The 23,714-nt window shown below is 72.0% G+C and carries 20 protein-coding genes and 1 tRNA gene; 15 read left to right on the plus strand and 6 right to left on the minus strand.

What is annotated here, in order from left to right:
* The 3 genes from QBJ89_RS08525 to QBJ89_RS08535 are packed head-to-tail and all read left to right on the plus strand — an operon-like array spanning position 1 to position 2,548.
* On the plus strand, positions 1–819 hold the full coding sequence (locus QBJ89_RS08525; protein WP_277980092.1) for an ABC transporter substrate-binding protein: 819 nt from the start codon (positions 1–3) through the stop codon (positions 817–819).
* The gene (locus QBJ89_RS08530) at positions 816–1,778 is read left to right on the plus strand and encodes a FecCD family ABC transporter permease (protein ID WP_277980093.1); all 963 of its coding nucleotides are present in this window, start codon (positions 816–818) and stop codon (positions 1,776–1,778) included. The genes QBJ89_RS08525 and QBJ89_RS08530 overlap by 4 nt, the downstream gene beginning before the upstream one ends.
* The gene (locus tag QBJ89_RS08535) at positions 1,775–2,548 is read left to right on the plus strand and encodes an ABC transporter ATP-binding protein (protein ID WP_277980094.1); all 774 of its coding nucleotides are present in this window, start codon (positions 1,775–1,777) and stop codon (positions 2,546–2,548) included. The genes QBJ89_RS08530 and QBJ89_RS08535 overlap by 4 nt, the downstream gene beginning before the upstream one ends.
* A gap of 11 nt (positions 2,549–2,559) precedes the next feature.
* Here QBJ89_RS08535 and QBJ89_RS08540 read toward each other — a convergent pair.
* Positions 2,560–2,633: transfer RNA gene (locus QBJ89_RS08540), tRNA-Cys, on the minus strand.
* 157 nt (positions 2,634–2,790) lie between these two features.
* Here QBJ89_RS08540 and QBJ89_RS08545 point away from each other — a divergent pair.
* The 3 genes from QBJ89_RS08545 to QBJ89_RS08555 are packed head-to-tail and all read left to right on the plus strand — an operon-like array spanning position 2,791 to position 5,574.
* The gene (locus QBJ89_RS08545; protein ID WP_277980095.1) at positions 2,791–3,462 is read left to right on the plus strand and encodes a protein-L-isoaspartate O-methyltransferase family protein; all 672 of its coding nucleotides are present in this window, start codon (positions 2,791–2,793) and stop codon (positions 3,460–3,462) included.
* 13 nt (positions 3,463–3,475) lie between these two features.
* Entirely contained in the window at positions 3,476–4,990 is a 1,515-nt protein-coding gene (locus QBJ89_RS08550; protein ID WP_277980096.1) for a TolC family outer membrane protein, read from the plus strand.
* A gap of 35 nt (positions 4,991–5,025) precedes the next feature.
* Positions 5,026–5,574, plus strand: coding sequence for a DUF2497 domain-containing protein (locus QBJ89_RS08555; protein WP_277980097.1), 549 nt, complete (start codon positions 5,026–5,028; stop codon positions 5,572–5,574).
* Between the two features lie 151 nt (positions 5,575–5,725).
* Here the strand turns inward: QBJ89_RS08555 and QBJ89_RS08560 are convergent, their stop codons facing one another.
* The 4 genes from QBJ89_RS08560 to QBJ89_RS08575 are packed head-to-tail and all read right to left on the minus strand — an operon-like array spanning position 5,726 to position 8,667.
* On the minus strand, positions 5,726–7,075 hold the full coding sequence (locus QBJ89_RS08560) for a sensor histidine kinase (RefSeq protein WP_277980098.1): 1,350 nt from the start codon (positions 7,073–7,075) through the stop codon (positions 5,726–5,728).
* A gap of 17 nt (positions 7,076–7,092) precedes the next feature.
* Positions 7,093–7,779, minus strand: coding sequence for a winged helix-turn-helix domain-containing protein (locus tag QBJ89_RS08565; protein WP_277980099.1), 687 nt, complete (start codon positions 7,777–7,779; stop codon positions 7,093–7,095).
* A 10-nt stretch (positions 7,780–7,789) separates the two neighbouring features.
* Entirely contained in the window at positions 7,790–8,149 is a 360-nt protein-coding gene (locus tag QBJ89_RS08570) for a PDZ domain-containing protein (RefSeq protein ID WP_223013425.1), read from the minus strand.
* The gene (locus QBJ89_RS08575) at positions 8,146–8,667 is read right to left on the minus strand and encodes a DUF1003 domain-containing protein (protein WP_223013423.1); all 522 of its coding nucleotides are present in this window, start codon (positions 8,665–8,667) and stop codon (positions 8,146–8,148) included. Before QBJ89_RS08575 ends, QBJ89_RS08570 begins: the two co-directional genes overlap by 4 nt.
* Positions 8,668–8,812: 145 nt before the next feature.
* Between QBJ89_RS08575 and QBJ89_RS08580 the strand changes: the two genes are divergently transcribed.
* The 5 genes from QBJ89_RS08580 (at position 8,813) to QBJ89_RS08600 (ending at position 16,739) form a co-directional block, all read left to right on the plus strand.
* Positions 8,813–9,148 (plus strand): hypothetical protein, encoded by a 336-nt coding sequence (locus QBJ89_RS08580; protein ID WP_223013421.1) that lies wholly within the window; start codon positions 8,813–8,815, stop codon positions 9,146–9,148.
* Positions 9,149–9,151: 3 nt separating this feature from the next.
* Positions 9,152–9,895 (plus strand): virulence factor, encoded by a 744-nt coding sequence (locus QBJ89_RS08585; protein ID WP_223013419.1) that lies wholly within the window; start codon positions 9,152–9,154, stop codon positions 9,893–9,895.
* 101 nt (positions 9,896–9,996) lie between these two features.
* Entirely contained in the window at positions 9,997–10,422 is a 426-nt protein-coding gene (locus tag QBJ89_RS08590) for a DUF2147 domain-containing protein (protein ID WP_223013697.1), read from the plus strand.
* On the plus strand, positions 10,415–13,060 hold the full coding sequence (gene mprF / locus QBJ89_RS08595; protein WP_277980100.1) for a bifunctional lysylphosphatidylglycerol flippase/synthetase MprF: 2,646 nt from the start codon (positions 10,415–10,417) through the stop codon (positions 13,058–13,060). The genes QBJ89_RS08590 and mprF overlap by 8 nt, the downstream gene beginning before the upstream one ends.
* A gap of 367 nt (positions 13,061–13,427) precedes the next feature.
* Entirely contained in the window at positions 13,428–16,739 is a 3,312-nt protein-coding gene (locus QBJ89_RS08600; protein WP_277980101.1) for a glycosyltransferase, read from the plus strand.
* Between the two features lie 129 nt (positions 16,740–16,868).
* On the opposite strand, the gene QBJ89_RS08605 is transcribed toward QBJ89_RS08600, so the two are convergent.
* Positions 16,869–18,674, minus strand: a complete 1,806-nt coding sequence (locus QBJ89_RS08605; RefSeq protein ID WP_277980102.1) for a DUF885 domain-containing protein — start codon at positions 18,672–18,674, stop codon at positions 16,869–16,871.
* A gap of 118 nt (positions 18,675–18,792) precedes the next feature.
* Between QBJ89_RS08605 and QBJ89_RS08610 the strand changes: the two genes are divergently transcribed.
* From QBJ89_RS08610 to QBJ89_RS08625, 4 genes are all read left to right on the plus strand, one after another.
* Entirely contained in the window at positions 18,793–20,838 is a 2,046-nt protein-coding gene (locus QBJ89_RS08610) for a putative bifunctional diguanylate cyclase/phosphodiesterase (RefSeq protein WP_277980103.1), read from the plus strand.
* Between the two features lie 114 nt (positions 20,839–20,952).
* Positions 20,953–22,086 carry a fumarylacetoacetate hydrolase family protein gene (locus QBJ89_RS08615; RefSeq protein WP_277980104.1) on the plus strand — a complete coding sequence of 378 codons (1,134 nt, stop codon included), beginning with the start codon at positions 20,953–20,955 and terminating at the stop codon, positions 22,084–22,086.
* Positions 22,083–22,835, plus strand: a complete 753-nt coding sequence (locus QBJ89_RS08620; protein ID WP_277980105.1) for an SDR family NAD(P)-dependent oxidoreductase — start codon at positions 22,083–22,085, stop codon at positions 22,833–22,835. Before QBJ89_RS08615 ends, QBJ89_RS08620 begins: the two co-directional genes overlap by 4 nt.
* Position 22,836: 1 nt before the next feature.
* Complete coding sequence (locus QBJ89_RS08625) at positions 22,837–23,697, plus strand: SMP-30/gluconolactonase/LRE family protein (RefSeq protein WP_277980106.1); 861 nt, start codon at positions 22,837–22,839, stop codon at positions 23,695–23,697.
* The last annotated feature ends 17 nt before the right edge of the window (positions 23,698–23,714 follow it).

Below are 23,714 nucleotides of genomic sequence, written 5' to 3' on the forward strand. Positions count from 1 at the left end.
ATGGGCGCACGCGCTCTCCTGCTGCTGCTCGCGACACCCGCGCTGGTCTCCGCCGCGACCCCGCGCGCGCCGCGGATCGTCTCGATCAATCCCTGCCTCGACGCGGTGCTGGTGCGAGTCGCCGACGCCGCGCAGATCGCCTCGATCAGCGCTTACTCGCAGGACGCGCGCTCCAGCTCGATCCCGCTCGCGCTGGCACGGCGCTTCCCCGCCAACGCGGGGACCGCGGAAGAGGTGGTGGCGCTGCGCCCCGACCTCGTCGTCGCGGGCGGGCATGTCGCCCCCGCAACGGTGGCGGCGCTGGCGCGGCTGCACGTGCCGCTCGCGCAGTTCGCGGTGCCCGCGACGGTGGCGGAGAGCGTCGCCCAGGTGCGCGATCTCGCCGCGCGGGTCGGCCACCCCGCGCGGGGCGCGGCGCTCGCAGCGCGCATCGAGGCGGCGGCGCGGCCGGCGCGGGTGACGCGCGTGCCCGCGCTGATCTTCGGCGCGGGCGGGCTGGTGCCCGGCGCGGGCACGCTGCCCGACGACCTGCTGACCCGCGCCGGCTTCCGCAACGCCAGCGCGGCCTACGGGATGGCGCGCTGGGACGTGCTGCCGCTCGAGCATCTCGTCGCCGCGCCGCCGCGTGTGCTCTTCTCGGTCGCCGCCGCGGAGGGTGGGGGCGAGCGCGCCGAGCACCATCCCGCGCTCCGTCGGCTCGCGCCGCGGCTCGCCACCGTGGCCTTCCCGGCGCGGCTGATGAATTGCGGCGGCCCGACGATCGTCGAGGCGATGGCGTTGCTGCGCGGCGCGCGCGCGCGGTTCGGGGTACGGCGATGAGGCGCGCGACGCTCTGGCTGCTGCTCGCATTGCTGCTCGCCGCGGCGGGGTCGCTCGCCGCAGGCAAGGTGTGGGTGCCGCTCGACGCCTGGAGCAGCGCCGACCCGCGCTCGATCATCATCGTCGAGCTGCGGCTGCCGCGCACGATCCTCGCGCTGGTCGTCGGCGCGGCTTTGGGCGTCGCGGGCGCGGCGATGCAGGGCTATCTGCGCAACCCGCTCGCCGACCCCGGACTGTTCGGCGTCTCCTCGGGCGCAGCGTTGGGCGCGGTCTGCGCCTTGTTCTTCGGCTATGCCGCGCAAGCCTGGCTGCTGCCGCTGTTCGCGCTGGCGGGGGCAGCGGCGACGATGGCGCTGCTGGCGTTGATCGCGGGGCGCTCGGCCAGCCTGGTGGTGTTCACGCTCGCCGGCATGGTGCTGACCAGCCTTACCGGCGCGCTCACCGCGCTGGCGATCAGCTTGGCACCGACCCCGTTCGTCGCCTCCGCGATCGTCACCTGGCTGATGGGCGCGCTGACCGACCGCAGCTGGAACGACGTGTGGCTGGCGCTGCCATTGGTCGCGTTCGGCGTCGCGGTGCTGGCCCGCACCGCCCCCGCGCTCGATGCGCTGACGCTGGGCGAGACCGCGGCGCGCTCGCTCGGGGTCGAGCCGCGGCGGCTGCAGCGTGCGATCGTGCTCGGCGTCGCACTCACCGTCGGCGCGACGGTGGCGACCGCGGGGGTGATCGGCTTCGTCGGCCTGATGGTGCCACATCTCGTCCGCCCGCTCGCACGCCATCGCCCCGGCGCGACCCTGTGGCCGAGCGCGCTCGCGGGCGCGCTGCTGGTGACGGTGGCGGACATACTGGTGCGGCTGGTGCCGAGCGCGAGCGAGCTGCGGCTCGGCATCGCCATGTCGCTGCTCGGTGCTCCCTTCTTCCTCTACCTGCTGCTGCGGCTGCGTCGGCGGCTGGCATGAGCGCGCTGGAGACCGACCGGTTGACGCTGTCGCTCGGCGGCCGACGCGTGCTCGAGGAGGTGACGCTCACGCTCGCACCCGGGCGCGTCACCGCGCTGCTCGGACCCAACGGCGCTGGCAAGAGCAGTCTGCTCGCCTGCCTCGCCGCGCTGCGCCGGCCCGACGCGGGGGCGGCGGCGCTCGACGGCAAGGACGTGGCGACGCTGCCGGCGCGCGAGCGCGCGCGCCGCATCGGCTTCCTGCCGCAGCAGGCGGATGTGCACTGGGACGTCGACGTGCGCGCGCTGGTGGCGCTCGGCCGGCTGCCGTGGCGCGGGCGCGGCGCGGCGGACGCGGCGGACCGCGCCGCGGTGGAGCGGGCGCTGGAGGCGACGGCGATGACGGCGTTGGCGGAGCGGCCGGTCGAGCAGCTCTCCGGCGGCGAGCGCGCGCGCGCATTGCTGGCGCGCGTGCTGGCGGGCGAGCCCGAGTGGCTGCTCGCCGACGAGCCGCTCGCCAGCCTCGACCCGGCGCACCAGCTCGACGTCGGCGCGCGGCTGCGCGCGGTCGCGACGGCGGGGGCGGGCGTCGTGCTGGTGGTGCACGACCTCAACCTCGCGGCGCGGCTGGCGGACTCGGTCGTGCTGCTGCGCACCGGGCGCGTGGTGGCGGCGGGCGACACCGCGGCGGTGCTCACGCCCGAGGCGATCGCGGCGACCTATGGGGTGGCGGTGGAGGTGGGGGTCACCGCGCGGGGCGAGCGGTATATCGTGCCGGTAGGGCGGGTTTGAGCTACTGCATCTGGAGGCGCGACCGGGAATCGAACCCGGGTGCAAGGATTTGCAGTCCTCTGCGTCACCACTCCGCCATCGCGCCTCGATGCCGTGGAGGGCGCGCATCTGCGGGCAGCGGCGCCGGCTGTCAAGCGCCGCCGCGCGGCAAAGTGATTGGCGAAGCCGTCGCCGCGCGATACAAACCCGCCACACGCAACGTGTGTTGCATTACTAAAACAGCTATGTCACAGGAACGTCCGATGACCGCCGCAGCCACCCTTCGTGACGACGATTTCACCGCGATGCGCCAGGCGATGGTGGCGAGCCAGTTGCGCACCGTCGCGGTGACCGATCCGCGCGTGGTGGCGGCGATGGCAGAGGTGCCGCGCGAGCGTTTCGTCCCCGCGGAGTCGACGTCCATGGCTTACCGCGACACCGCGATCGCGCTGGGGCAGGGGCGCGCGCTGAACACGCCGCTCGCCACCGCGCGGCTGCTGGTCGAGGCGCGCCTGCGCCCCACCGACCGCGTGCTGCTGATCGGCGCCGCAGCGGGGTATAGCGCGGCGGTGCTGGCGCGGATCGTCGCCGCGGTGGTGGCGGTGGAGGAATCACCCGATCTTGCCGCGCACGCGCGCGCAGCGCTTGCCGGCGCGCCCAAGGTGACCTTGGTCGAGGGGCAACTGACGCATGGCCATCCCGCGGACGCGCCCTATGACGTGCTGCTGGTCGACGGCGCGGTCGAGGAACTGCCGTCAACGCTGCTCACCCAGGTCGTCGACGGCGGCCGGATCGCGACCGGTCTGATCGAGCGCGGCGTGTTCCGCCTCGCTGCCGGCGCGCATCGCGGCGCCGCGACCGCGTTGACGCCCTTCGCCGACATCGATTCCGTCCGCCTGCCCGGTTTCGCCAAACCGCGCGGCTTCACCTTCTGATCGAGGTATCCGTGTGCGCCGACGTTCGCTGCCGCTGCTCCCGCTGCTCGCGCTGGCGAGCACGCCGCTCTCCGCCGAGACGCTGCGCGACGCTTTGGCCAAAGCCTATCAGAACAACCCGACGCTGACGGCGCAGCGCGCGGCACAGCGCGCCAACGACGAGAACGTGCCGATCGCGCGTGCCGGCGGGCGGCCGGTGCTGTCGACCTCGACCGGACTCAACGAGAACCTGCTGCGCGGCGGCAACAGCTTCACCACGCCCGAGCGCCAGCTGAGCGCCTCGGCCGGGGTGACGCTGCCGATCTACCAGGGCGGTCGGGTAAAGTACGGCGTCCGCGCCGCCGAGACGCGGGTCGAGGCCGGACTGGCCAACCTGCGCGGGGTCGAGGCGAGCACCTTCACCGACGTGGTCGGCGCCTATAACAACGTGATTCGCGACGAGGCGATCGTCGCGCTCAACGCGCAGAACGTGCGCGTACTGGAAACCAACCTGCGCGCGAGTCGCGACCGCTTCGAGGTGGGCGACCTCACTCGCACCGACGTGGCGCAGTCGCAGGCGCGGCTCAGCCTCGCGCGCGCGCAGCTTCAGTCGGCGCAGGCGACGCTGATCTCCAGTCGCGAGAATTACGTCCGGCTGGTCGGCGCTCCCCCGGGCACGCTCGAGCAGCCGCCGGCGCTGCCCAAGCTGCCCGACAGCGCCGACGCGGCGGTTGAGATCGCGTTGCAGGACAATCCCAACCTGCTCGCCGCGCGCAAGGTGCGGGAGGCGACCGACTATGACGTCAAGGTCGCGCGCGCGGGACGTCTGCCGCAGCTCGGCGCCACGGTCGGGCAGAATTACTTCAACTATCTCGGCACGCTCGGGCGCGGCAACGCCGCCGGGCTCGGCGTCGGCCAGACCGGTACCGCCACCGCCATCGGCGCCTCGATCAACCTGCCGATCTTCCAGGGTGGGCGCGTCGCGGCGCAGCTGCGGCAGGCGCAGGAGCTGCGCGGCCAGGCGATCGAGCAGGCCACCGGCGCCGAGCGCCAGGTGGTGGCGCAGGCGCGCTCGGCCTATGCGGTGTGGCACTCGTCGCTTGAGGTGATCGCCTCGGCCGAGGCGGCGGTCAACGCCAACAAGCTCAGCCTCGAGGGCGTGCGCGCCGAGAACAGCGTCGGCACGCGCACGATCCTCGACATCCTCAACGCCGAGCAGGAATTGCTCAACAGCCAGGTGACGCTCGTCAGCGCACGGCGCGATGCCTATGTCGCCGGCTTCTCGCTGCTCGCGGCGATGGGCCATGCCGAGGCGGAGGACCTCGGGCTCGACGGCGGCGCGCTGTACGATCCGACCGTCAACTATCGCGCGACGCGCGGGCGCTTCAACGATTTCGCGCGTACCCGGGCGGCCGAGCCGGTTGCCGGCAGCACCGCCGGGATCGGCGCGCAGGACGCCACGGTCACGCGCCAGCTGGATCCTCTGCTCGAGAGCAATGTTGACAGATCGCCCGCGTTGACGACAGGTGTGGACCGGCCGCGCCCTTGATCTAGCGCGGGAAAACACGCTGTGGGGACCAAGTGATGGCGGATCTGAACGCCGAGCCCTCGATGGAGGAGATCCTCGCCTCGATCAAGCGCGTGATCAAGGAGGGCGAGGCCCAGCCGCCGCGCCGCCCCGCGCCGCGCCCGCTCGGCGGCCATGATCGCGACCATGTGCTCGAGCTCAACGACTCGCTTGCCGCGCCGACGGCCGCAGCGGAACCCGCCCGCTTCCCGGAGCAGCGTGCGGCCGAGCAGCGCGCACCCGAGCCGCCGGCGTCGGCCTTCACCCAGGCCGAGCCGAGCTTCGCGCCGCCGCCGGCGGCGGCCCCTGCACCGACGCCGGCAGCGACTGCGGCCGCGCCCGAGCCGGCGGTGTCGCCGGCGACGGTCGAGGCGACCCGCGGCGCGCTCGGCGCGCTGTCGCGGTTGGTGGTCAAGCCGGAGCCCGACAGCGACGGCACGCTCGAGGGACTGGTGCGCGACATGCTGCGCCCGATGTTGAGCGACTGGCTCGATCACAACCTGCCCCGGCTGGTCGAGCAGATGGTCGCGCGCGAGATCGCCAAGATCACTGCGGGGCAGGGGTGAGCGCGAACGGTCGGTGATAGGCTGAGAAGCGTGCGCACGGCCTTCATGCCGGGCGAGTCGTCCGCGTAACTTGGTACTTCGGGATTGAACGGCACGCTGGTCGGGCGATTTGACCTGCCTCGCCCCACCTGCTTACACGCCTGCGTTCACCTCACGACCGCAGCGGCAGCTCCAGCGCCACGACCAGTCCGGGCGCGGCATCGTCGAGCGTGACGCTGCCGCCGTGCAGCCGCGCTACCGCGGCGACCAGCGACAGCCCCAATCCGGCACCATTGCCACCACGCGCCTCGTCGACCCGACCGAAGCGGCTCAGCGCGACCGCGCGATGCTCGGGCGCGATGCCGGTCCCTTCGTCGGCGACGCTCACCGTCGCCGCGTGCGGCGTCACCGCAAGCGACAGTGTGATCGCGCCGGCGCCATATTTCAGCGCATTGTCGATCAGATTGCCGAGTGCCTGCGCGATCAGCTCGCGGTGCAGTGGCAGCGTCAGCGGCATCGGTGCAACCACCCGGATCGCGCGTTCGGCATCCTCCGCGAGCGGCCCGTAGATCTCGGCGAGCTGCTCCAGCTCGTTGGCGAGATCGACCGGCGCGAACGACTCGCGCCCGATCCCCGCCTCGGCGCGCGTGATGCGCAACGCCGTCTCGACCAGCGCGAGCACCCGCTCGCCCTCGCCGAGCGCGCGGTCGACCGCCTCCTGCGCGGCGGGTTCGCTCACCTGCGCGGCGGCACGTTCCAGCGCCGAGCGCAGCCGCGTCAGCGGCGATTTGAGATCGTGCGCCAGCGTGTCCGTGGCGATCGTCAGCTCGCTGACCAGCGCGTCCAGTCGGTCGAGCGTGGCGTTCACCGCGTCGGCGAGCAGCGCGAAGGCGTCACCGCTGCGATCGTCGGCGACGCGGCGCGAGAGATCGCCGCCGCGCACCGCCCGCAGCGTTGCCACCGTGTCGTCGAGCCGGGTGACGATCATCCGCGCCGCAAGCCAGGCGGCGAGCGCGGCGAAGGCGATCGCGAGCGACAGGGCCACCAGCATCGCCGCCTCGAGCAGGCGCACGGTGCGGCGCTCGCCCTCCACCACGCTGCCGGTGAGCAGCCGCGCGCCGCCGGCCAGGCGGGTCGCCCGCACCAGCATCGCCTCGGGCGCGTCGTGGCGGCGGCGGTAGAGCTCCACCGCGATCGTGCCGTCGTCGGGGAGGATGTTGGGCGGCCAGGCGGAGAGATTGCCCGCGAGCCGGTTGCCCGCCGCGTCCGCCAGCAGCACCACCGCGCCGGCGCGGGCAGGGCGCGCACCGCGCGCCTCGATCGCGCGCGCGAGGCCAGCGGTGCCCGCGTCGCTCTGAATCGCGAGGAGGTCCTGGCGCAGCACCTCCTCGGTGGCGAGCGCGCGATCGTAGACCTGGCCGCGCACGATCGCGCGCAGCGTCAGCAGCAGTGTCGCCGCCGCGGCCACTTGCAGCAGGAAGACCAGCGCGGCGAAGCGCGCCGTGGTCGAGCGCCAGTGCACCTCAGCGCGCGCGCATCTTAGGGGTTCACGCCGAGTCGGTAGCCCGAGCCGCGCACGGTGTGCAGCAGCGGTCGCGCGAAGCCCTCGTCGACCTTCTTGCGCAGCCGGCTGAGATGCACGTCGATCACGTTGGTGCCAGGGTCGAAGTGATAGTCCCACACGCCCTCGAGCAGCATCGTGCGCGTGACCACCTGCTCGGCGTGGCGCAGCATGAACTCGAGCAGGCGGAACTCGCGCGGTTGCAGCTCGATCGTCTTGCCGGCGCGCTTGACCCGGCGCGCGAGCAGGTCGACCTCGAGGTCGTCGCAGCGCAGCACCGTCTCCACCGCCGGCGCGCTACGGCCGCGACGGACCAGCAGCCGGATGCGCGCGAGCAGCTCGGCGAAGGCGAACGGCTTGACGAGGTAGTCGTCGGAGCCGTTGGTGAGCCCTTTGACCCTGTCCTCGGGCGAGCCGAGCGCGGAGAGCACGATCACCGGCGTCTCGATGCCGGCGCCGCGCATCGCCGCCAGCACGGCCATGCCGTCGATGCCGGGCAGCATGCGGTCGAGCACGACGCAATCGTAGCTGCCGTCGGTGGCGTGGAACAGGCCATCGCGCCCGTTATCAGCGCGGTCGACCACGAAGCCCTCCTCGCTCAGCCCCTTGGCGACGAAGTCGGCGGTGGTGGCATCGTCCTCGATCAGCAGGATCTTCTGCGACACGCTGTACCTCTCATCGCCCGCGGACCTCGATCGGCAGGTCGCGCGCGCCGCGCCGCACCACCAGCTTCACCAGCGGGTGTGTTGCCATCTCGCGCTGTACTTCCGCAAGCGTCGCGGGCGCGCGGCCGTCGATCCTCTCGACGAGGTCGCCGACCAGCAGGCCGGCACGCTCCGCCGGGCCGCCCGCGCGCAGGCTGGTCACCATCGGCAATACGCCGCGCGGGGGCGCGGTGGAGACGAAGGTGGCGCCGACCGAGTCGCCGCGCGCGTGATGGAGCTGGTGGACACCGCGCAGCGCCAGCGCGGAGCCGAGCGCGGCGAGCACCGCCGAGGCGAGCACCGCGCGGTCGAGCGGTTGCAGCCGGGTCACGACGCCTCCCGCCGGTGCTCGAGCAGTGCGTCGAGTCGCGCCGTGACGACATGCTCGATCATCTCGTGCAGCCGCAGGATCTCGAGCTCGGCGCGCAGGTTCACCTCATAGTCGAGCCGTGCTGCGAGCCGATCCTTCGCCGCCTGACGATTCTGGCTCATCATGATCACGGGCGCCTGGATCGCTGCCAGGGTCGACAGCATCAGGTTGAGGAAAATGTAGGGATAGGGGTCGAAGGCGTGGCCGAGCCGCGGCAGCACGCCGCTGTTGAGCAGCATCCAGCCGACCAGCAGCAGCGTGAAGGCCAGGATGAAGCCCCAGGAGCCGCCCACCGCCGCGACCCGGTCGGCGAGCCGGTCGCCGAGCGTCGCTGTCTCCTCGTCGACGTCGCCGGCGTCCCGCGAGATCGGCAGCCGCTCCTCGATCTTGGTCAGGACGCGGCGCTCCTCCGCGTCCAGCGCCGTCGCTGACTTGCCGAGCAGCCGGGCGGCGAAAGCGTGGACGGGGTGGCTGGCCATGCGCGACGGTCTCCGCTGACGCCGCGGCGCGGGGCGTCGAGCCTCTTGTGCCCGCGCCGGGCTGTTCGAGCGATGAGCATAAGATGACGAATCGCTAATGTTTTTGTCAGCGCGCTGGCAGGCGGCGGCGGGCAGGGGGGAGGACATGGAGCCGCCGCTTTCCCCGCGCGCCGCGCTGGACGAGCGCATCTGCCGGCTGATCTGCCCGATCGCCTCGGCGATGGTGGGCGTGTGCCTCACCGGCATCGGCCTGCTCCATCTCGGCATCGCGGGTGGTCGGCGCGCCGGCGTGGCGGACGATCTGCTCGCGATCGACTCGCTGCTGTTCCTGGTGGCGACGCTGACGTCCTACGTGGCGCTGCGCGGCGCGTCGCGCCGCCGGCTGCACCTGATGGAGCAGCTCGCCGACGCCTGCTTCATCCTCGCCATGCTGCTGCTCACCGCGGCGTGCTTCGTCATCACCTACGCGCTGAGTGCCTGAGCCATGACTGACTTCCCCGCGCCGCCGCGCCGTCGCAACCCGCTCGGCGTCGCCCTGGCGCTGCTCGCCGGGATCGCGCTGCTGGTGCTCGGCTATCTCGGTTCGCTCGGTTACTATAACGCCTCGATGTACCGGCTGGTGCCGGCGGCACGGGCGCCCTCTCCGGCGCAGCGCGGGCTGGTGGCGGTGCTGCTCTCGGGCGATTCCGGCTTCGACGCCGGGATGACCCCGCATATCGGGCGTACGCTGGCGGCGCACGGTATCCCCGTCCTCGAGATCAACTCGCTGACCGCCTTCCGCGAGGGACGCACCCCTGCGGAAGCCGCCGCGCTGGTCGCCGAGGTGACCCGCCGCGCGCTCGCGCTGCCGGGGGCAGAGCGGGTGCTGCTGGTCGGCCAATCGTTCGGCGCCGACATGCTGCAATATGGCGCGAGCCTGCTGCCACTGCCGCTGCGCGCGCGCGTGCCGCAGCTGATCCTCGCGGTTCCCGGCAACACCTTGCTGTTCCGCGCCACCCCCAACGGCCTGTTCGACGGACCGCCCGACCGTGCCGCGCTGCCGAGCGCGCGCCGCGTTGACTGGGTACCCGTGCTCTGCGTCCATGGTGCGACCGAGGCGAACAGCCTGTGCCCGCTATGGCGCCAGCGCAACGTGCGCGCCGTGGCGCTGCCCGGCGACCATTACCTCAACCATGACCCGGATCGGCTGTGCGCGACGGTGTGGCGGGCGGTCCGCCAGGGCCGCTGAGCGCCACATTACCGATTATTCAGTCGACGACGAAGCTCCCGCAATGCGCGCCGTCCTACACGGTCGCTCAAACAGAGCAGGGGATTGTACACGTGAGAAGCATGCGCGGGGTGTTGGCGACGACGATCGCGGTGGCGGCGGCGTTCGCGCTCCCGGCCGCGGCGGTGGCTGCGCCGACCGCGAGCCCGCTGGGGACGTGGCTCAACCCTTATGGATCGGTGGCGGTGCGGACGGGCGCCTGCGGCGACCGGCTGTGCGGCTGGATCGTCTGGGCCAGTGCCGAGGCGCAGGCCGACGCGCGTGAGGGCGGCGTCACCGGGCTGATCGGTACCCAGCTGCTGGAGAACTACCGCCCGACCTCGGGTGGGTGGGTCGGCACCGTCTTCGTCCCCGACATGGGGCGGCGCTTCTACTCGAAGATCGAGCCGGTCGGCAGCGACGGTCTGCGCGTGAAGGGCTGCATCCTCCACGGTCTCGTGTGTCGCTCGCAGCTGTGGCACCGCGTCGCGCAGCCGCCCCATGCCTGAGCTGCGCGCCCGTCTCGAACGCTATCGCACCCCTGTCACCGTGGCGGCGATGGTGCTGCTGCTCGGGCTCGGCTTCGCCGCGGTCGAGCGGCTCACCCGCGAGATCCGGCTCGCGGACGTGCGCGCGGCGATCCACGGACTGTCGGGCGCGCGGATCGCCGCGGCGCTCGGCTTCACCGCGCTCAGCTATCTCGCGCTGACGCTCTACGACGCGATGGCGCTGCGCGTGATCGGGCGACCGCTGCCTTGGCGAGTCGCTGCGCTCGGCTCCTTCACCAGCTACACGCTGTCGCACAATCTAGGGTTGGGACTGCTGACCGGCGGCTCGGCGCGATACCGCGTCTATACCGCCGCGGGGCTGGATGGTCCGGACGTGGCGCGAGTCGTCGGTATCGCCAGCGCGACCTTCTGGCTCGGTGTCATTACCGTCGCGTGTGCGGCGCTGACGCTGCGCGACGGCCCGATCGTGCTCGCGGACGTGACGCTGAGCGCCGCCGCGGCGCACGCGATCGGTGCCGCGGTGCTCGCCGGGGTCGTCGCGCTGGTCGTCGCCTGCGGCATGGCGCGCGGGCCGCTGCGTATATGGCGACTCACGCTGCCGCTGCCGAGCGCCTCGCAGGCGGCGGCGCAGATCGCGATCGCGCTGGTCGATACCGCGGCGGCCGCGGCCGCGCTGTTCGTGCTGATCCCGCACGCGCCGCTCGCCCTGCTCCCCGCTTTCGTCTTGGCCTATGCGCTCGGCATCGTCGTCGCGCTGATAACTCATGTCCCCGGCGGCATCGGCGTGTTCGAGGCGGTGGTGCTGGCGGTGGTGCCGGGTGACCGCACCGCGCTGGTGGCGGCGCTGATCGCCTATCGCCTGGCCTATTACGTGCTGCCGCTCGCGCTGGGCGTGGCGCTGCTGGCGTGGCACGAGGGACGCCGTCAGCACGGCCTGCCGCGGCTGCTGCGCGACTCGAGCGCGCTGGCGAGCGAGGTGGCACCGCTGGTGCTCGCCGCGGCCAGCTTCGCCGGCGGTGCGATGCTGCTGCTCTCGGGCTCGCTGCCCGCGCTGGCGCCGCGTATCGGTGCGCTTCATGCACTATTGCCGCTGCCCTTCATCGAGGCGAGCCACGTCGCCGCGAGCCTGGTCGGCACCGGGCTGCTGCTGCTCGCGCCTGGTCTGTACCGCCGGCTCGACGGCGCCTTCGTCGCGACGCGCGCGCTGCTGCTCGCCGGTGCCGTGTTCTCGCTGGCGAAGGGGGTCGACTATGAGGAGGCCGCGGTGTGCCTCGCGCTCGCCGCGCTGCTGCAATGGACCCGCGGCGCCTTCTATCGGCGCACCGCGCTGACGCAGGCACCGCTCTCGGGCGCGTGGCTGGTGGCGGTCGCCGTGGCGGTGGGTGTCGCCGCCTGGGCCGGTCTGATCGCCTATCGCCACGTGCCGTACGACGACGATCTATGGTGGCATTTTGCGCTGCACGGCGACGCGCCGCGCTTCCTGCGCGCGACGCTGGCGGTCGCGGTGATGCTCGCTGCCGTGGCCTTGTGGCGGCTGCTGGGGCCGGCGCGCAGCGTGCCCGACGTTCCCGCCGATCCCGCCGCGGTGGCGCGCGTGCTCGCCAACGCCGAGCGTACCGACGCGATGCTGGCGCTGACCGGCGACAAGCGCTTCCTGCTCTCCGAGGACGGTCGCGCGATGCTGATGTACCAGGTGCGCGGCACCAGCTGGATCATCATGGGCGATCCGATCGGCCCGCCCGACACCTGGGGCGAGCTGCTGTGGCGCATCCGCGACCTGGCCGATCGCGCGCAGGGCCGGCTGTTGCTTTACCAGGTCACCGGACTGGTGCTGGACCTCGCGATCGGGATGGGGTTGCAGATCGTCAAATACGGCGAGGAGGCGATCGTCGATCTGCCCTCGTTCGCGCTCGACGTGCCGCGGCTGCGCTCGGTGCGCAAGGCGGAGCGCGCCGCCGCGCGGAAGGGGGCCGAGTTCCGCATCGTCCCCGCCGCGGCGGTGCCGGTGATCATCGACGAGCTCGCCGCCATCTCGGACGAGTGGATGCACGCCAAGGGGCACAATGAGAAGGGCTTCAGCCTGGGCCGCTTCGATCGCGACTATCTTCGCCATTTCGACGTGGCGCTGGTCTGCGTCGAGGGCCGGATCGTCGCTTTCGCCAACCTGTGGCTCACCGAAGGGCGCAGCGAAGCCTCGGTCGACTTGATGCGCCACCGCGACGACATGCCGGCGGGGACGATGGATTTCCTGTTCGTCCACCTGATCGACTGGGCGCGCGAGCGCGGGTACCGCCGCTTTTCGCTTGGCATCGCGCCGCTCTCGGGCATCGCCGGGCGGCGGCTCGCCCCCGCCTGGGCGCGCGCGGCGGCGCTGATCTTCCACCATGGCGAACGCTTCTACGGTTTCCGCGGATTGCGCACCTACAAGGAGAAGTTCGCGCCGGCGTGGGAGCCGCGCTACATCGCCGCGCCGCGCGGATTGGCGATGATCAAGGCGCTGCGCGACCTCTCATTGCTGGTTGGCAAGCCGTCTGCGGCGGCGGCGACGGCGCCACCGCGCGCGGGGGGGATGATGGCGCGCTTCCAGGTGACGCCGCCGCGCCCGGTCGACGCCCTGCTTAACCTGGCGTCATCGTGAGGCCGGCTGTGCTCGGCCCGCGCGCCGCTGGTGACGCCAAGGTGCAGGCAGAGGGCGGGGCCGAGCCGATGCCGGAAGACTGCCGCGCCGGCCGGCATCTGCCGGCCCGCCGGATGACCGTCGACGCCAATGGCGCCGCGCACGCGCGCTGCCGGCGCTGCGGCTGCGAGTTGACGCGGTTGCCGGCGATCCGGCGGTGGTACCGCTCGGGTGTCCTGGGCTAGCGCGCCGCGACCCCGCGAGTCCGCCCAGACCCTGCGGAACCGGATCATGACGAACTTGTAAGCCTCGGCCCACTCGGCGATTATCCGCACCGGAGTAGGGGACGATCGTTCCCGCGCGTCGCGCGCCCATGCAAGGCCTGCCCATGTCTGCCCCCGTCTTCTTCGATCCCACCGGCCGCCGCAGCCGCCGCTCCAGGCGCGTCATCGCGGCGCTGCTGATCGCAGTGGTCGCGGCCGCGATCGCCTTCGCGACGACCTTGGTGGCGGTGCCGCGTGGGATCGACCTGCGCCTGCCACTGCCGCGCGCGCATGCCGCCGCGGCGCGCGGCGAGCAGCGCCGCCACGGCCTCGCCGCCTGGCTGCCGCATCGCCGCGCGGCGACGACGAGCGCGGGCAACGCGCCGCTCAGCATCGCTTTCTACGTGCCGGGCAATGACGACAGCCTCGCTTCCTTCCGCCGCAACGCCGCCGCGCTCGACTGGGTCGTGCCGGCGCTGGTCAGCGTGGCGGGGCCGCAGCACCGCATCACCCTGGAGCGCGACGGCGCGTTCGAGCGCAGCGTGGCGGCGCTGCCGCACGCGCCCAAGGTGCTGCCGATGGTGCAGAACCTCGGCGAGGAGCAGTGGGACGGCAAGGGCAGCGCGGCGCTGCTCGCCGATCCGCGCGCGCGCGCCGAGCTGGCGCAGCGGCTCGCGGCCTATGTCGCGCAACGTCGCGCCGGCGGCCTGGTGATGGACTTCGAATCGCTGCCCGAGACGGCGATGCACCCCTATGTTGCCTTCCTGCGCACGCTGCACGCCGCCATGCCCCAGGGCACCACGCTCGCGGTGACCGCGCCCGCGGAGGACGACAGCTGGCCGCTCGCCGCTATCGCGCAGGCGACCGACAAGGTCATCCTGATGGCCTATGACCAGCATTGGGAGGGCGGCACGCCTGGGCCGATCGCGGCGCAGGACTGGTTCATCCGCGAGGTCGAGGCGGCGCGGCGAGTCGTGCCGGCCGACAAGCTCGTCGTGGCGCTGGGCAGCTACGCCTATGATTGGCACGGCGACTCGACCGACGCGCTGTCGATTGAGGAGGCGTGGCTGGCGGCGCACGACAGCGAGGCGCCGATCAGCTTCGATCCCGCCAGCGGCAACGCCAATTTCGCTTATGACGAGGATGGCCAGCGCCACACCATTTGGATGCTCGACGCGGCGACCAGCTGGAACGAGATGCAGGTACTACGCCAGCTCAACATCGGCGGCGTCGCTTTGTGGCGGCTGGGCAGCGAGGACCAGGGCTTCTGGGCCGATCTCGTCGCCATGCGCACCGGCGGCCGCCCCGACCTGCGCCGTCCGGCTTCGCTGCTCAATACCGATATCGAGGGCTCGGGCGAGATCCTGCGCATCACGGCCACTCCCACGCCCGGCCAACGCACGCTGTTTGCCGACCGACAGGGGCTGATCCGCCGCGAGCGCTATGACGCGCTGCCAACGCCTTATGTCGTTCGCCGCGCCGGCGCCGCCGACCCGAAAAAGCTGGCGCTCACCTTCGACGACGGTCCCGACGCGACCTGGACGCCGCGCATCCTCGACGTGCTCGAAGCGGCGCACGTGCCCGCGACCTTCTTCGTGATCGGCGGCAACGCGCTGGAGCATCCCGCATTGCTCAACCGCATCGTGCGCGACGGCGATGAGATCGGCAACCACAGCTACACGCATCCGAACATGGCGCGGCTGGGGCCGCGCGAGACCGCGCTCGAGCTCAACGCCACGCAGCGGCTGGTCGAGGCCTATACCGGCCGCTCGATGACGCTGTTCCGCGCGCCCTATTTCGGCGACGCCGAGCCGACCACGACCGACGAGCTCGAGCCCGCGCTGCAGGCGCAGCAGGCGGGCTACACGGTCGTCGGCCTACACGTCGACCCGAACGACTGGCAGCGCCCGGGCGAGGACGCGATCGTCCAGCAGGTGCTCGACCAGGTCCACTCGGCTACGCCGGAGAAGTCGGGCAACGTCATCCTGCTCCACGACGGCGGTGGTGATCGCTCCGAGACCGTGGCGGCGCTGCCGCGCATCATCCGGCAGTTGCGCGGCGAGGGTTATAGTTTCGTCACCGCCTCGCAGCTGGTCGGCGCCAGGCCCGCGCAGGCGATGCCGCCGGTCGCGGAGGGTGACCTCTGGGCGGTACGCACCGACGTGGCCGTGTTCGTCGTGCTCGCCGCGCTGGCGGGGGCGCTGGCCTGGCTGTTCTATCTCGCCATCTCGCTCGGCATCGCGCGCGCGGTGCTGATGGCCGGGCTTGCCTGGATGCAGGCGCGGCGCAAGCGGCCCGAGCCGCCGGTGTACGCGCCCAGCGTGTCTGTGGTGATCCCCGCCTTTAACGAGGAGCGCGTGATCGTCTCGTCGATCCAGCGCGTGCTGGCGAGCGACTATCCCCAGCTAGAGGTGATCGTCGCCGACGACGGCTCGAAGGACCGCACCAGCGCGGTGGTCGAGGCCGCCTTCGCGAGCGACCCGCGTGTGCGCCTGCTTACCTTGGTCAACGGCGGCAAGGCGGCGGCGCTCAACCGTGCGTTGCTCTCGGCGAGCGGCGAGGTGGTAATCGCGCTCGACGCCGACACGCAGTTCGAGCCCGCGACGATCCGCCGCCTCGCGCGCTGGTTCGCCGACCCGCGGATCGGCGCCGTGGCGGGCGACGCGCGCGTCGGCAACCGCGTCAACCTCGTCACGCGTTGGCAGGCGGTGGAATATATCACCGCGCAGAACCTCGAGCGACGCGCGCTCGCCGGCTTCGACGCGATGACGGTGGTGCCGGGTGCGGTCGGGGCGTGGCGGCGCGCCGCGCTCGATGCCGTCGGCGGCTATCCCGAGGACACGCTGGCGGAGGATCAGGACCTCACCATCGCGATCCAGCGCGCCGGCTGGCGCGTGACCTATGATCCGAGCGCGATCGCCTGGACCGAGGCGCCGGAGAGCTTCCGCGCGCTCGCCAAGCAGCGCTTCCGCTGGGCCTTCGGCACGTTGCAATGCCTGTGGAAGCATCGCGCGATCCTGCGCACGCGCAAGCCTTCCGGCCTGGCGCTGGTGGGGTTGCCACAGGCGTGGCTGTTCCAGATCGCGTTCGCGGCCATCTCGCCGCTGATCGACCTGGCTTTGCTCGTCTCGATCGGCGGCACCGCGCTACGCGTTGCGCAGCATGGCTGGGCGCAGACCAGCGGCGATGTCGCGCGCATGGGTGTCTATTGGGTCGCCTTCACCGCGATCGACGTGCTGTGTGGCTGGGTCGCCTATCGGCTCGACGGTCATCGTGCGCGTTACCCCGCGCACCTGCTCGTCGCGCAGCGGCTGGTGTATCGCCAGATCATGTATTGGGTGGTGCTCCGCGCCATCGCGGCGGCGATCGGCGGCTGGCTGGTCGGCTGGGGCAAGCTCGAGCGCAGCGGCCGCGTGACGGCGGCGGGGGCGGCCTGAGGGAAGCACCGAACTCTCCCACGGGCGTCATCCTGAACTTGTTTCAGGATCTACCGTGCCGCTGGAGCCGCCGCTCCTGACTTCGCGGCACGGTGGATCCCGAGACGAGCTCAGGATGACGGCTGTTGGCTACGCCGCGCCGGAGCCCTCGCGCACCACGCGCTCAAGCACCGTGAGCGGCATCGCGCCGAGCCGCAGCACCTCGTGGAAGCGCTTGAGGTCGAAGCCCGGCCGCGCCTTCGCCTCGTCGCGCAGCCGGGTCCAGACGGTGTGCCCGATCTTGTAGCTGCACGCCTGGCCGGGCCAGACGGTGTAGCGATCGATCTCGCCCTGGCTGCGCCCGCGCGCGATGCCGGTGGTGGCGATGAGATAGTCGGTCGCCTGCTCGCGGCTCCAGCGCTTCGCGTGCATGCCGCTGTCCACCACCAGCCGCGTGGCGCGGAACAGCAGCGACTGGAGATAGCCGACCTGGCCGAGCGGGTCGCCCTCGTACATCCCCATCTCGTCGGCGAGCTGCTCGGCGTAGAGCGCCCAGCCTTCCGAATAGCCCGAGAAGAAGCCGCGGCGGCGGATCAGCGGGATGTCCTCGCTTTCCAGCGCCAGCATGACCTGGAGATGATGCCCCGGCACCGCCTCGTGATGCGTCAGCGTGGCGAGCCCGAACTTAGGCCGATCGAATGTGTCGCGCAGGTTGATATAGTAGATCGCGGGCCGGGAGCCGTCGAGCGAGGCGTTCTCGTAATAGCCGCCCGGCGCGCCCGCCTGGATCGAGGCGGGCACCCGCCGCACCTCGACCGGCGCCTTGGGCAGCGAGGCGAAGGCCTCGGGCAGCCGCTTCTGCATCGCCGCGATCTGACGGGTGAGCTGCGCCAGCAGCGCCTCTCGTCCGGGATCGGTATTGGGGAAGAGCTGGTCAGGGCGCTTGTTGAGCGCGACCAGCCGCTCGCCGACGGTCCCCTGCGCCATGCCCTGCGCCTTGAGGATCGTGTCGATCCGGGCGGAGATCTCCGCCACCTGCGCGAGGCCGAGGCGGTGGATCTCGTCGCCCGACATCGGCACCGTCGTCGCCGCCTCGGCGGCGGCGGTATAGTAAGCATCGCCGTCGGGCAGGCGCCAGCAGCCGGCGTCATGGGTGGCACGCGCGCGCAATTCGGTGACGAGCGCGCGCTGCCGATCGAGCGCGGGAAAGACCTTCTCCGCCACCAACGCGCGCGCCCGCGCGGCACGCTCCCCGGGCAGACCCGCGGCGGCGAGCTTCGTCGCGAAGGCGACCACCGCGACGGTCTGCTCGGGCGCCTGGTCGCGGAAGGCGGCGAGCTGCTTGAGCGTCGTGTCGAGGATATAGTCGGGCGCGAACACACCGCGTGCGGCGTCGGCGCGCTGGCGCGCGGTATCGTCCTCGATCGCGCCGGCGAGCGCTTCGACGCGTGCGAGATAGGCGTCGGCCTCGGCGGCGTCGCGGACGCGGTGCTGCGATTCGAGGAAGTCGGGCACGTCGCGGTAGGCGCCGGTGAGCTGGCTCAGGATGTAGGGTGCGAATCGACCCATCGTGGCGCCGTAGCGGAAGCGCTCGCTGCCGCCGATCGCACGGCTGAGCTGATAGGTGACGACATCGAGGTCGAGTTGCGCCGCGGGCGACAGCGCCGCGCGATCGAAGCGCCGGAGCTCGGCGAGTTCCTGCCGCGCGCGGGCGAGCGCACGGGCCTGGCCCGCGGTTGACCCATCGTCGAGCCGGCGCTTGAGCCCGGCGCGTGCGCCGCGGTCGAGCCCGAGCCGCGTCGCCTGTTCCGGGCTCTCGCCGAGCCGCGCGTAGAAAAAGCGGTCAAGCGTCGCGCGCAGCGCCGCGTCGCCACCGGCCCGAGTTGCCGCGACCGCGGGCAGCGCCGCGACGGCCGCACCAGCGGTCGCGCCGCCGATGAAATTACGCCTGTTCATCAAGAGCTTCTCCCTATGCTCCGCGTGTGTGACGGGGCGAGGCGGGGTAAGCAAGCGGTCGGCGCCGCTCATCATTGCGTAAGCCTTGCCGTATAATACGCTCGTCCCCGGAGGAGCTGTGCTGCCGACCTCGATCTCGACCCGTGTGATTGCCGCGTTCGGAACCGTCGTGGCGGTGGTGCTGCTGCTGCTCGCCGCCGGCTGGATGGTTGCGGGCGACGTGCGCCACGCCAACCAGTCGGTGCGGCGGCTCAGCGAGCGGCTGCGCGTCGAGGACGCGCAGGACCGCGCGCAGCAGCAGCTGCGGCTCGCGATCGGCGAGGTGACTCGTGCTGCCGAGCAGCCGCGCGCGATCACCGCGGCGCAATGGCAGCGAGTCGACCAGGCGCTCACCGCCTTCCGCGCGAGCTACGGAGCGGCGACCGCGCGCGACGCGGCGGCCACCGATTACGCGCGGCTCGCGGGCGCGCTGATCGCCGACGCGCGCGCCGAGCCACGACGGATCGCGGGCGACATGCCGCAGTTCCTCGCGGCCCTGCGCGTGCTGGAGCGCGAGCGTGCCGAGGCGCGGCGTCGGCTCGTCGACCGCATCGACGCCGCGGTCGCGCGCAGCTCGCGCGAGCTCTACGCCAGCATCTCGCGGATCGTTTTCGGCGTGCTCGGCGTGCTCCTGCTGCTGCTCGCCTCCTTCCTGTGGCTGCGGCGCCAGGTGCTTCGCCCGATCGTCGCCATCGCCGACCAGCTGCGCCAGTTCGGCACGGTCGACGGCGAGGTGCGGGTCGCGGGACGCGACCGCGCCGACGAGATCGGCGACCTCGCGCGCGGGCTGGGCGAGTATCGCGACGCCGTCGAGCAGCGCCGCCGCGCCGAGAAGCGAATCGAGTTTCTCGCCCATCATGACATGCTGACCGCCTTGCCCAACCGGCTGCTGTTCGAGGAGCGGCTGGCACAGGACCTCGCGCGCGCGACGCGCGCCGGCCAGCGTGTCGCTGTGTTCGCGATCGATCTCGACGACTTCAAGTCGGTCAACGATCGGTTCGGCCACGCCGGCGGCGACCGCGCACTGAACCGCGCCGCGCAGCTGCTGACCGGTTGCGTCCGTGCCGACGACATGGTGGCGCGTCTCGGCGGCGACGAGTTCGCGATCATCCAGGTCGCGCCCGACCAGCCACGCGCCGCCGAGGCGCTGCTGATGCGAATCTTTCGCGCCTGCGATGCCACGGCGGGCGACGAGGTGCCGGTGCAGATGAGCGTCGGCGTCGCGCTCTCCGGCGCGGAGCAGGCGCGCGAAGAGCTGTACAATCTCGCCGACATGGCGATGTACCGCGCCAAGTCCGAGGGGCGCCATACCGCGCGCTTCTTCGACGAGGCGCTCAAGGAGGAGACGCGGCTGCGCTGGCGGCTGTCGCGCGACCTCGAGGGTGCCGTGGAGCGCGGCGAGATGTCGCTGGTGTACCAGCCGATGGCGGACGCGCGCACGCTCCGCGTGATCGGCTATGAGGCGTTGCTGCGCTGGCGCCACCCCGAGCTGGGCGACATCCGCCCCGACCAGTTCATCCCTCTGGCCGAATCGAGTGGGCGGATCGACCCGCTCGGTCTCTGGGTCGCGGATCAGGCGATGGCGGCGGCGCGGGGCTGGCCCGACCACGCGATCGTCGCGCTCAACCTGTCGCCGGTGCAGTTCCGCCAGACCGATCTCGCCGCCGACCTGCTCGCGCTTGCGGAACGTCATGGCCTCGCGCCCGAGCGGCTCGAGTTCGAGGTCACCGAGAGTGCGACGCTGCTCGGCCACCGCCGCGAGGCCGTGCTGGGCGCGCTTCGCACGTTGCAGGACCACGGTGCGCGTATCGTGATGGACGATTTCGGGACGGGCTTCTCGTCGCTGGGCAATTTGCGCGACTTCCGCTTCGACAAGCTCAAGGTCGATCGCAGCTTCGTCTCGGCGATGCTCGACCATGCGCCATCGGCCTCGATCGTGCGCAGCATCGCCGCACTGGGCGAGAGCCTCGGCGTTCCCGTCGCAGCGGAAGGAGTGGAGACCGAGGAGCAGCTGGCACTGCTGCGTCGCTGGGGCTTCCCGCAGGTCCAGGGTTATCTGCTCGGCCGACCCGAGCGGCTCGAAACGGTCTTGCGCTCGGCCGCATATGCGGGGATGATCAGATAGCCTCGACACCCGCACCGCGGGGCCCCGTCGGGGCGCGTGGGCATCGTCTTGACACTTCCCTCGCAACCGTGTTGGTAGCGCTATCAAGGATAGCCGGTGAGTGGGGGAGAGGTGATGGCGCTCGAACAGGACGCGACGGCGTCGGGTCTGCCGCACGACTGGAAGGAAGGCCGCTTCGTGGGCCGCGCGGCGACCGCGGAGGGTCCGATCCCGCTGCTCGTCGTGCACGGCGAGGCGTTCGACATGTCCGCGGTGGCGCCCACGGTGGCGATGCTGGTCGAGGCCGGCGATCTGTCCGGCGCGGGTGGCCGCTCGCTCGGTTCGCTCAACGCCGCCGGGCTCGCGCTGCTCAGCCCGGTCGACCTGCAATGCGTCAAGGCATGCGGCGTCACCTTCGCGGTGTCGGCGATCGAGCGTGTGATCGAGGAGCGCGCACGCGGCGACTGGTCCGCCGCGACCGAGATCCGCGGGCGGCTCGAGGCACGCGTGGGCGGATCGATCCGCTCGGTCGTGCCCGGTACGCCGGAGGCGGCGGCGCTCAAGGTGGCGCTGATCGAGGACGGCCTCTGGTCGCAGTACCTCGAAGTCGCGATCGGGCCTGACGCCGAGGTCTTCACCAAGGCGCCGGTGCTCGCCACCGTTGGTCCCGACGCCGAGATCGGGATCCGCTCCGACTCGAGCTGGAACAACCCCGAGCCCGAGGTCGCGCTCCTGGTCGACAGCCGCGGCACCGCGCTGGGAGCGACGCTCGGTAACGACGTCAACCTGCGTGACTTCGAGGGGCGCTCGGCGCTGCTGCTCGGCAAGGCCAAGGATAACAACGCCTCCTGCTCGCTCGGCCCGCTGGTGCGGCTGTTCGACGACAGCTTCACGATCGACGACGTGCGCGGCGCCGAGGTGCGGCTGCGGATCGAGGGCGAGGACGGCTATGTGCTCGACGGCAAGAGCAACATGGCCGAGATCAGCCGCGATCCGCTCGACCTGGTGCGCCAGACGCTCTCCGAGCACCAATATCCCGACGGCTTCGTGCTGTTCCTCGGTACGCTGTTCGCGCCGGTGCAGGACCGCGACGATCCCGGCCGCGGCTTCACCCACAAGGTCGGCGACCGCGTGACGATCGAGAGCGAGCGGCTCGGCCGGCTGACCAACCGCGTGGTGACCTCGAAGGACGCCGCCCCCTGGGAGCTCGGCATCGGCGGGCTGATCCGCAATCTCGCGGCGCGCGGGCTGCTGGGGCATGCCGCGTGAGCGAGTGCGCGGTCTACCCGTCGTTGCGCGGCAAGAAGATATTGGTGACCGGCGGCGCCACCGGGATCGGCGCCGGGCTGGTCGAGGCGTTCGCCCGCCAGGGCGCCAGGGTGGCGTTCGTCGACGTCAACGCCGCCGCGGGTGAGGCGCTCGCCGCCGAGCTGGAGGGGGCGCCGCTGTTCCGCGGCTGCGACCTCACCGACGTCGCCGCGCTGCCCGCGATGGTGGACGAGATCGCCGCGACGCTGGGCGGCCTCGACGTACTGATCAACAACGCCGCCAACGACGACCGCCACACCATCGCCGAGGTGACCCCGGCCTATTGGGACGAGCGGATGGCGGTGAACCTGCGCCACCTCTTCTTCGTCGCCCAGGCGGCGGTTCCGCACATGCGGCGCGCGGGCGGGGGTGCGATCGTCAACTTCGGTTCGATCAGCTGGCATCTCGGCCTGCCCGATCTGGTGTTGTACCAGACCGCCAAGGCCGCGATCGAGGGCATGACCCGGAGCATGGCGCGCGACCTCGGCCGCGACAACATCCGCGTCACCACGATCGTGCCCGGCAACGTCCAGACGCCGCGCCAGGAGAAATGGTACACGCCCGAGGGTGAGGCCGAGATCGTCGCGGCGCAGTGCCTCGACGGGCGGATCCAGCCCGCCGACGTCGCCGCGCTGGCGCTGTTCCTCGCCTCCGACGACGCGCGGATGTGCACCGGGCACGACTATTTCGTCGACGCAGGCTGGCGCTGAGATGGAGCCGCGGTCGGTCCTGCGGGTCGGCGCGACGCTCGGCGAGGGGCCGGTGTGGGCGCGCGACGTACTATGGTTCGTCGACATCAAGCAGCACCATGTCCACCGCTTTGATCCCGCCACCGGCGCGCACGCGCGCTGGACCGCGCCCGACCAGGTCGGCTGGGTGCTGCCGAGCGCGCGCGGCGACCTGATCGCTGGCGTGAAGACCGGGCTGCACCGCTTCGATCCCGCCGCCGGCACCTTCACGCCGCTGCACGCGCCCGAGGCGCATCTGATCGGCAACCGGCTCAACGACGCCGCGGTCGACGCGCGCGGGCGGCTATGGTTCGGCTCGATGGACGACGACGAGGCCGCCGAGACCGGCCGGCTCTACTGTCACGCGGGCGGAACCTGTGCCGACAGCGGGCTGGCGCCGGTGGTGATCACCAACGGCCCCGTGATCAACGCGGACGCGACCGCGCTGTACCACACCGACACGCTCGGCAAGACGATCTGGCGCGTGCCGCTGCGCGACGACGGCACGCTGGGCACGCCCGAGCACCATGTCACGATCGAGGACGGTGCCGGCTATCCCGACGGCTCGACGCTCGACGCCGAGGACTGCCTGTGGGTCGGGCTGTTCGCCGGCTGGGGCGTACGGCGCTACGATCCGGCGGGTAAGCTGATGACGACGGTGCGCTTTCCCTGCGCCAACGTGACCAAGATCGCGTTCGGCGGCGAGGGGTTGCGCACCGCGTACGCGACGACGGCGCGCAAAGGGCTCGACGCGGCCGCGCTCGCGGACCAGCCGCTCGCGGGTGACCTGTTCGCGTTCGAGCCCGGGATCGCTGGCGTCGCGACGGTCGAGGCGGCGGTATAATTTAAAAGACACGAGTG

The sequence above is a fragment of the Sphingomonas phyllosphaerae genome (assembly GCF_029623345.1).
Lineage (GTDB): Bacteria > Pseudomonadota > Alphaproteobacteria > Sphingomonadales > Sphingomonadaceae > Sphingomonas > Sphingomonas phyllosphaerae_C.